This is a genomic window from Puniceibacterium antarcticum, from assembly GCF_002760615.1.
GTDB lineage: Bacteria > Pseudomonadota > Alphaproteobacteria > Rhodobacterales > Rhodobacteraceae > Puniceibacterium > Puniceibacterium antarcticum.
The window spans coordinates 1-1,084 of the sequence record NZ_AWWI01000139.1; the positions used below are offsets into that span (position 1 = coordinate 1).

Sequence of the window (1,084 nt, forward strand, 5' to 3'; positions counted from 1 at the left end):
CCGCTCCGCCTGAACTGCATCGGCCCGCTGCCGATTACGCCGTGCCACTAAGGTATCGACGAACCTCCGGTAGTCTTCGAGGCATCCGAAGTCACGGCTGCCGCGCAGGATCAGAGCCTGATCAATCGCCTTCTTGAGATGCCGGTTCTGGGATTCCACTGCCCCATTTTCGTGGGCCTCACCGCGATTGTTGCGGCTGGCTTCCATGCCATAATGGCCAACGAACGCATCATAGCGCTTGGTCATGTCCTCACGCTGGTCGACGGTCAGGTTACGGAAGGCGGCCGAGAGGCTGTCGGTGCGGTGGTTTTGCGGCGCGCCGCCCAGTGACCAGAGGGCCTGCTGCAAGTTCTCGGCCAGCGCTGTGAAGCTTTCCCCACCGAGGACCACGCCGACATGTTCCCAGCGACTGTAGGCCATGACGAAGTGGTAAAGCAGGTGCGGGAAAGCCTGTCCTGCGATCGTGACAACCAGCTCTTCGGCATGGGTGAAGTCTGACTGGGCCATGTATCCCGGCTCAGGCGTCTGGCGGAAGATGATGTCGCGCTCGGGCCCCTTCAGCGCCCGCCACTGCCGCACCCGACGTTCCAGGGTGCGCCGGATGCGATCATCAGGAAAAACCAAGGAATGCTCGCTCTGAAGATGGCGCAACAGCGTGACGGCCTGCAACGCGCTGTCATTCTCAAGCAGAGGGAGGAGGTCATTCTCCCAATAGCCTTCAAGGGGATCGGCCACCGTGCGCCCGTGAACGATATTGCGGTTCGAGGGAAACGTCGGGTCGATATCGAAGCGTCGCGCGGTTCGCTCGCTGAACCCGGCACGGGCGGCCGAAGTGCGCTGGCTGTGTTTTTGGAGGTCAGTCATGTAAATTCTCAATTGCTGGTCGGTGATGGGTTTATAGGCCAACCCGGATCCTCCGTATGAACGCAGAGGCTTCCGGCTTACCAACCCGCGGCGACCAGCACCTACCCCCGAAATCAATCAGGCCGGTGGGGCTGCACTCCAGACGGGCAAGCCCGTCTTCCGTTCAGCCCCACCGGCCAAGCTGGTTGTCGGCACCGGCCATGGTGGTTGTCGCTCATCA

Annotated in this window: 1 protein-coding gene; it reads right to left on the reverse strand. The window is 61.6% G+C overall.

Annotated elements, in window-relative coordinates:
* Positions 1–906: IS21 family transposase (istA, locus tag P775_RS20590; protein WP_245875789.1), on the reverse strand; the 906-nt coding region annotated here is incomplete at its 3' end.
* Positions 907–1,084: the final 178 nt, after the last annotated feature.